Raw genomic sequence first — 7,149 nt, 5'->3', positions numbered from 1 at the left:
AATACGCCGAGATTCGCGCCTGGACAGCGTGTCCCGCAGCCGCAGCCGAAGAAAGAAGAACCGAAGAGAGATACCAGACCATAGGCATCTTTGCCGCAACCCGCACTACATCTGGATCTGGCCGGTAGACAACCCGTCTGCCGGCCATCCAAATTGCCCTCAAACCGCATTCTGTGGTTTCGCCCTCCCGGCAAAATATTTACGGGTAAATCTTTGTGCACAGCCGGTGTGAATTTTAATACCGAAAGGACTGAAAACTTTTTTAAATTGTGGATAGGTTGGGGACTCCTGTGTATAAACCCTGAAAGCATGTGGATATTGATGTGGATTTCTGTAGGATAAAGAAACAAAAAGAAAAACTGCTTTCAAGGAATTCAGGAGTTCTATATTCGCCCTCCTGACTCGCCGGGTAACATTCTGTTCATCTTGTCATAACAATTCCTTAACCGGCGGAAGGGCAATAGCGGCTGGACACCCTATTTCTTAAAAATTATTCTGGACGGTTTCGTATGGATCTTACTAACCTTAATCTCAATAAGGATCGCAGCAAAATGAGGCGCAAGCCGGCTGTGGACCTTAGCACCATGGTTTATGGCAAGCTTCCTCCTCAAGCCAAGGAACTGGAGGAGGCTGTTTTAGGCGCTATCATGTTGGAAAAGAGCGCTTTCGATACGGTCGTGGAAATTCTTAAACCGGAGTGCTTTTATCTGGAAGGGCATCAGCGTATTTACCGGGCGATGCAGGGTCTGGCTCAGAAGAGTCAGCCCATCGATATCCTCACGGTGGTCGAAGAGTTGAAGATGCGGCAGGAGCTGGAGATGGTGGGTGGGCCTTATTTCGTGACCAAGCTGACCAATGCGGTCGTTTCCTCTGCCAACATCGAGACGCATGCCCGGATCGTTCTGCAGAAATTCATCCAGCGGGAGTTGATCCGCATCAGTGGGGAGATCATTGGGGATGCCTATGAGGACAGCACAGATGTATTCGATCTGCTGGACGACGCGGAGAGCAAGCTGTTCGAGATCACCAATAATCACCTCCGGAAGAACTTCGACAGTATCGACACCATCCTGGTGAAGACGATCCAGCGGATCGAGGATCTGCGGCACAAGCAGGATGAGATCACCGGGGTACCCAGCGGGTTCCCATCCCTGGACAAGATCACCTATGGCTGGCAGAATACCGACCTTATTATACTTGCTGCACGGCCGGCCGTGGGTAAGACAGCTTTCGCCCTCAATCTTGCCCGGAATGCCGCGCTGCACAGCAGCAAGCCCACCCCGGTGGCCTTCTTCAGCCTGGAAATGGGCTCCGCGCAGCTTGTACAGCGTATCCTTAGCGCCGAGGCGGAGATCTTTATGGAAAAGATCGCCCGGGGCCGGCTGGAAGAGCATGAGATGAAACAGTTGTACAAAAAAGGGATCGACCGGCTGGCAAAGGCCCCGATCTTTATCGACGATACTCCCGCGCTGAATATCTTCGAGCTTCGGGCGAAATGCCGGCGGCTCAAGAACAAACACAATATTGGATTTATCATCATCGACTATCTCCAGCTGATGAGCGGGTCCAGCGATAATAAGAATGGCAACCGCGAGCAGGAGATCAGCCAGATCTCCCGGGCGTTGAAGGGGCTTGCCAAGGAGCTCCAGGTTCCCATTATCGCGCTTTCCCAGCTGTCCCGTGCGGTGGAATCGCGAAAGGAAGGGGAGAAGATCCCGCAGCTGAGCGATCTTCGGGAGTCCGGCGCCATCGAGCAGGATGCGGACATGGTCATGTTCCTGTACCGGCCCGAATACTATGGTATCACGGCCAACGAGATGGGGGAGAGCAATAAGGGGGAGACACATGTAAAGATCGCCAAGCACCGTAACGGGTCGCTCGATACGGTAAAGCTCAGGGCCTTGCTTCATATCCAGAAATTCACTGAATATGGCGAGGACGATTTCGGCGGCATCGGCATGCCTTCGGGCGGCAGTTGGAAACCGGTACAGGGCGCTGATGACGGCAATGGTGCAAAGCTTTACATCCAGGCGGGAAGCCGGATGAAGGATGTGCCGCAGGATGATGATGATACGCCGTTCTAGGCGGATGATGGTAAGAGACCGTTTTATAGGGCGCTGCGCCCGATCTTAAAAAGTCTGAGGTTCGCTAATTCAATAGCAAAATAAACAGCCCTTCCAATGGGGCTTTTATTTTTACTTTTACGGCCATTATGCTCCCTTATTTTTATCATTCCCGGTCCGGTGGGGCCGGTGAAGAGCTCACGCTTGACGAGGACAATTCCCGGCATATCGTACAGGTCCTGCGGATGAAGCCGGGGGAACAGCTGCGACTTACCGATGGGAAGGGCGTTCTGCTGACGGCGGTCGTCGTTGACGATCATAAGAAGAAATGCAGGGTTCGGATCGATTCTGTCATGAACGAGGCAATGCCGGCGAGAAGCGTTTCGATCGCCATTTCCCCGTTGAAAAACGCTTCGCGTTTTGAGTGGTTCCTTGAAAAAGCGACCGAGGTCGGCGTCACAACGATCATCCCGCTTTTATCCGAGCGTACCGAGCGCCAGCATACCCGTCAGGAACGCTGGCAGAATATCCTTGTCAGTGCCTTGCTGCAATCCCAGCAGACCTGGTTGCCGGTGTTAACCGAGCCCGTGTCCTTTTCCGCCTTCATCGCTTCCGGGCAGGCGGAACAGCGGCTTATCGCCCATTGCCTGGAGGCTCCCCGGCCCACCGAGAGTCTTGCCGGGCGGGTACAGCTGCAACGTGCCGGTTCGACCCTGATCCTTATCGGGCCCGAAGGTGATTTCACTCCAAAAGAGGTGGCGTTGGCGCTGGCGGAAAATTTTATACCGGTGACGTTGGGGAGGAACCGGCTGCGAACGGAGACAGCCGGTGTCGTGGCGGCTACGTTACTGTGTATCGACTGATGCCTTTGGCGGGGTCTGCGGTCTTGTGCCAGGCGGCAACAGACTGCATGACCAGCCTGTTGTCCGCTTGGACTTACTAAATTTAATACTTTGTAAAAATAGGGGGTTGGTCTGATCTGGCCTTACGCAAGGGGAAAAATTAATTATTAATTCGGGAAAGCACTTACTTCTGGTATTTCCACATCCGCGACTTTCCTTCGGTCAGCCATTCCACGGTCGTGGCTAAGCGCTTTTCCCGGGTGGCGTCCGTTTTTGCCTCCGTGATCCATTCGATATATTCCCGGCGGTGGGAGGGGGAGAAGCTTTCAAATGTCGCCTGTGCCTTCTTGTTCTTTTTTAGTGCGGCAGTCAATTCCGGTGGGGTGGGCAGTTCCGGCTTCGGGGCCTTTTTGGGCGCCGCCTTCTTCACTCCTTTTTCGATAAGGTCTGTGGCCTCTTTGATATACGCCGTCATTTCCCGGTTAGCGGGCAGGTCTTTTACGGAAGTGATGCGATCGAAATTTCCCATGGCGCCCCGGTCTTTGACCTGTAGTGTGGTGTTGGCGTCTTTCATCTTGCCGGCATTCCAGAATCCAAAACTGCAATGCTGCTTGAAGGCGGCCATATTACAAAGGGGAGAACCGTTGTATTCGAAGAAGGGCATTCCCCATTTTATCGTTTCGGTCACCTGGGGGCAGGCCTTGTGGATCAGTTGCCGCAGGTGGGTAAGGATGGGTTTGGCAAAGTCGGCCGACTTTGCGATATAGGCGTCGATACGGGCATCGGTAGAGGCCATAGGCAGAATATTTAGGCGCCGCGCGGGGGCGGCTTTTTAGTACCCGAATATATTTTATTTCCCCGACTTTTTATTTCCCGGGCTTTTTATTTCCCGGGCTTTTTCGGCTTGCGGGCACGGGTGTTCAGGAGTTCGACCCCGAAGGCAAAGACCATCGAGAAGTAAATATATCCCTTGTCGATATGGGAGTGATGGATGGGTTCCAGGCCTTCGAAGAGGAGGCTGAACCCCACCATGATCAGAAAGGAAAGTGCGAGTATCTTGAGTGTGGGGCGGCGGTTGATAAAGTTGGCGATGGTCTGGCTGAAGAAGAACATGATGATCATGGCCAGGACGACCGCAATGATCATCACGACCACCTGGCGGGCCAATCCCACGGCCGTGATGATGCTGTCGAAGGAAAAGACGGTATCCACGAGGATCAGCTGGGTGACGATGGCCGCAAAGCTCTTGCCGGTACCCTTCGTGGTGACGGCCTCTTGTTCGTGGTCTCCCTCGAGTTTCTCGTGGATCTCCTGGACGGTCTTGAACAGCAGGAAAAGGCCGCCTGCGATCATGATGAGATTGCGGATGGAAAAACCCCAGTTTCCGATGGAGAACAATACTTTATTCCCGCTGGTTACCAGCCAGCCGAGGGCCAGCAGGAGTGCGCTCCGGACGAGAATGCCGGCGATCATCCAGATGCGGCGGGCGTCGATCTGCCGGTTGGCCGGCAGCCGGCCGATCAGCAGAGATACGAAGATAACGTTGTCGATCCCCAGGACGATCTCGAGAAGCGTCAGGGTAAGGAGGCTCACGAGCGAATCCAGCGTAAAAAGAGAATGCATTCTTGGTCAGTTAAGAGGGCACGAAAATAATCATTTGGCGGGATACCCCTGCAACCCCCGGCAGATGCGATTCACAATAAACGGCCCTTCATAGATAAACCCTGTCCAGACCTGCACCAGGGAGGCGCCGGCGGCGAGTTTTTCCCGGGCGTCGGCGGCGGTGAAGATGCCGCCTGAGGCGATGACGGGGATGCGGCCGGCGGTGCCATCGCTGCAATAGCGTACGACTGCTGTTGCGCGTTCGCGAAGGGGTGCGCCGCTGAGGCCGCCGGCGCCGATGGCTTCGAGATTGGCCGCGGTCGTCAGCAGGTTCTCGCGGCTGATGGTGGTGTTGGTGGCGACCAGTCCGTCGAGGTTGATCTCGAGGGCGAGGGCGATGACGTCGTCGAGCTGATCCTGCGTGAGATCGGGGGCGATCTTGAGGAGGAGGGGGCGCCGCGGGGCGCCTGCCGCGGATAGCTGGGCGCCGATGCGCTGGAGATTGGTGAGGATGCGGCGGAGGGCGTCCTTTTCCTGCAGTTCGCGGAGCCCGGGGGTGTTGGGCGAGCTGACGTTTACGATAAAATAATCGACATAGTTGTATAGCGCGCGAAAGCTGATCTCGTAGTCTTTCCAGGCCTCCTCATTCGGGGTCACCTTATTCTTGCCGATGTTACCGCCGACGATCAGCCGCATGGTGTCGTCACGCGTGGCGCGACCATCGGGGCCCGGGCCGTTATGACCGCGGCGGCCCGACTGCCAGGCGCGGAGCCGTGCTGCGATGACCTCGACCCCGTCATTGTTAAAGCCCATCCGGTTGATCAGCGCCTGGTCCTGCGGCAGCCGGAACAGACGAGGCTGTTCATTGCCGGCCTGTGGTTTTGGCGTCACTGTTCCGATCTCCACAAACCCGAAACCGAGGGCTTCCAGTTCGCGGAGATAGAGTGCGTTCTTGTCAAAGCCCGCGCCGAGACCGACGGGGTTGGGGAAGGTGAGGCCCAGTACCTGATGGCCAAGGACATCGGCGGAGTCCGCCCCTGCGGCGGCCGGCATCCCCTGCCCTTCTGGGCGGCAGCCCCAACTCACCAGCCGGCGCGTCACCCCCCAGCTACACAATATTTTCAAGGCTTTCATGGAAAAATGGTGGACCCCTTCGGCGGGAAAAAAGAACAATATGGTGCGCAGCAACTTGTACATAGCCGCGAAGATATTCCAGATTCCTTTTTCGCGCCGCAATAAGGTCCATGGATTGGCCGATTGCCGCCAAAATCTTATCTTTGAGATGACAGTTGCATAAACAACTTTTTACCATGCAAGACGCCTATATAGTTGCCGGATACCGCACCGCGGTAGGCAAATCAAAAAGAGGGAAACTCCGTTTCTATCGGCCGGACGATCTGGCCATCACCGTGATCAAAGCGCTGTTGGCTTCCGTACCCGAACTGGACGCCAAACGGGTGGATGACGTCATCGTCGGTAATGCCGTACCCGAGGCGGAGCAGGGGCTGCAGGTGGGCAGGATCATTGCCGCCCGCGCCGTGGGGATCCATGCTCCGGGTGTTACGGTGAACCGGTATTGCGCCAGTGGGCTTGAAACCATCGCCATGGCAACGGCCAAGATCCGCTCGGGGATGGCCGATTGTATCATCGCCGGTGGGACGGAAAGCATGACCATGGTGCCGCAAGCCGGCTGGAAGACGGTGCCTGCCTATTCCATCGCCTCCGAGGAACCGGATTATTATCTGAATATGGGGTTGACGGCGGAGGCCGTAGCCAAGGAGTTCAACGTATCCCGCGAAGCTCAGGACGAGTTTTCCTATCATTCGCATCGTAAAGCGATAGAAGCCATCGAAAAGGGTTATTTCAAATCCGGCATTCTGCCGCTGACGGTGGACGAGGTGTATGTCGATGAGAAGGGCAAGCGACAAAAGCGCAGCTTTACCGTCGACACCGATGAAGGGCCACGCGCGGACACCTCGCTGGAAGCACTTGCGAAACTAAAACCCGTCTTTGCCGCCGGCGGCTGCATAACAGCCGGAAATTCCTCGCAGACCAGCGATGGTTCGGCATTTGTCATAGTCATGGGCGAGAAGATGATGAAGGAACTGGGGTTAAAGCCGCTTGCGCGATTGGTGGCGTGCGCGAGCGCGGGGGTGCATCCCCGGATCATGGGCATGGGTCCGGTGGAAGCTGTGCCGAAGGCCCTGCGGCAGGCAGGGATGAACCTTGGTAATATTGAACTGGTTGAGTTGAACGAGGCTTTTGCTTCCCAGTCGGTGGCTGTAATAAGGGAACTGGGTATGGATCCGGCCATTGTGAACATCAATGGGGGCGCGATCGCGCTTGGACATCCCCTTGGCTGCACGGGTTGCAAGCTCACCGTCCAACTGATCAATGATATGAAAAGACTGAAGAAGAAATATGGCATTGTTACGGCCTGTGTGGGCGGTGGTCAGGGAATAGCAGGTATTATAGAAAATCTTAATTAATGCCCGGTTTTTGGCCGAAATACGGGGATAGATCGGGTAAAATCGGGTTGGAAGGGGTCTGAAACCTATATTTCCCGGCATAAAGCCACTCATTTTTTGAAAAGCCTTCGAAGAGAAGGCTTTTTAATTTACTCATATCATAAATAGTTTTAA

The 7,149-nt window shown here is 55.2% G+C and carries 6 protein-coding genes; 3 read left to right on the top strand and 3 right to left on the bottom strand.

The window, feature by feature from the left end; genetic code table 11:
* Positions 1–509 precede the first annotated feature (509 nt).
* Entirely contained in the window at positions 510–2,084 is a 1,575-nt protein-coding gene (dnaB, locus tag VGM48_RS23975) for a replicative DNA helicase (protein ID WP_331583342.1), read from the top strand.
* A 128-nt stretch (positions 2,085–2,212) separates the two neighbouring features.
* On the top strand, positions 2,213–2,926 hold the full coding sequence (locus VGM48_RS23970) for an RsmE family RNA methyltransferase (protein WP_331583340.1): 714 nt from the start codon (positions 2,213–2,215) through the stop codon (positions 2,924–2,926).
* Between the two features lie 163 nt (positions 2,927–3,089).
* Here the strand turns inward: VGM48_RS23970 and VGM48_RS23965 are convergent, their stop codons facing one another.
* From VGM48_RS23965 to VGM48_RS23955, 3 genes are all read right to left on the bottom strand, one after another.
* Positions 3,090–3,701 (bottom strand): YdeI/OmpD-associated family protein, encoded by a 612-nt coding sequence (locus VGM48_RS23965; protein WP_331583338.1) that lies wholly within the window; start codon positions 3,699–3,701, stop codon positions 3,090–3,092.
* Between the two features lie 86 nt (positions 3,702–3,787).
* Entirely contained in the window at positions 3,788–4,528 is a 741-nt protein-coding gene (locus VGM48_RS23960; RefSeq protein ID WP_331583336.1) for a TerC family protein, read from the bottom strand.
* Between the two features lie 30 nt (positions 4,529–4,558).
* On the bottom strand, positions 4,559–5,704 hold the full coding sequence (locus VGM48_RS23955) for a quinone-dependent dihydroorotate dehydrogenase (RefSeq protein ID WP_331583334.1): 1,146 nt from the start codon (positions 5,702–5,704) through the stop codon (positions 4,559–4,561).
* Positions 5,705–5,817: 113 nt separating this feature from the next.
* Here VGM48_RS23955 and VGM48_RS23950 point away from each other — a divergent pair, with 113 nt between their 5' ends.
* On the top strand, positions 5,818–6,996 hold the full coding sequence (locus tag VGM48_RS23950; protein ID WP_331583332.1) for an acetyl-CoA C-acyltransferase: 1,179 nt from the start codon (positions 5,818–5,820) through the stop codon (positions 6,994–6,996).
* The last annotated feature ends 153 nt before the right edge of the window (positions 6,997–7,149 follow it).

It is taken from the genome of Puia sp. (genome assembly GCF_036500295.1).
In the GTDB taxonomy this organism is placed as follows: Bacteria; Bacteroidota; Bacteroidia; order Chitinophagales; family Chitinophagaceae; genus Puia.
Note: the sequence above shows the minus strand (reverse complement) of the source record. Positions and strands in the feature narration are given on the sequence as shown.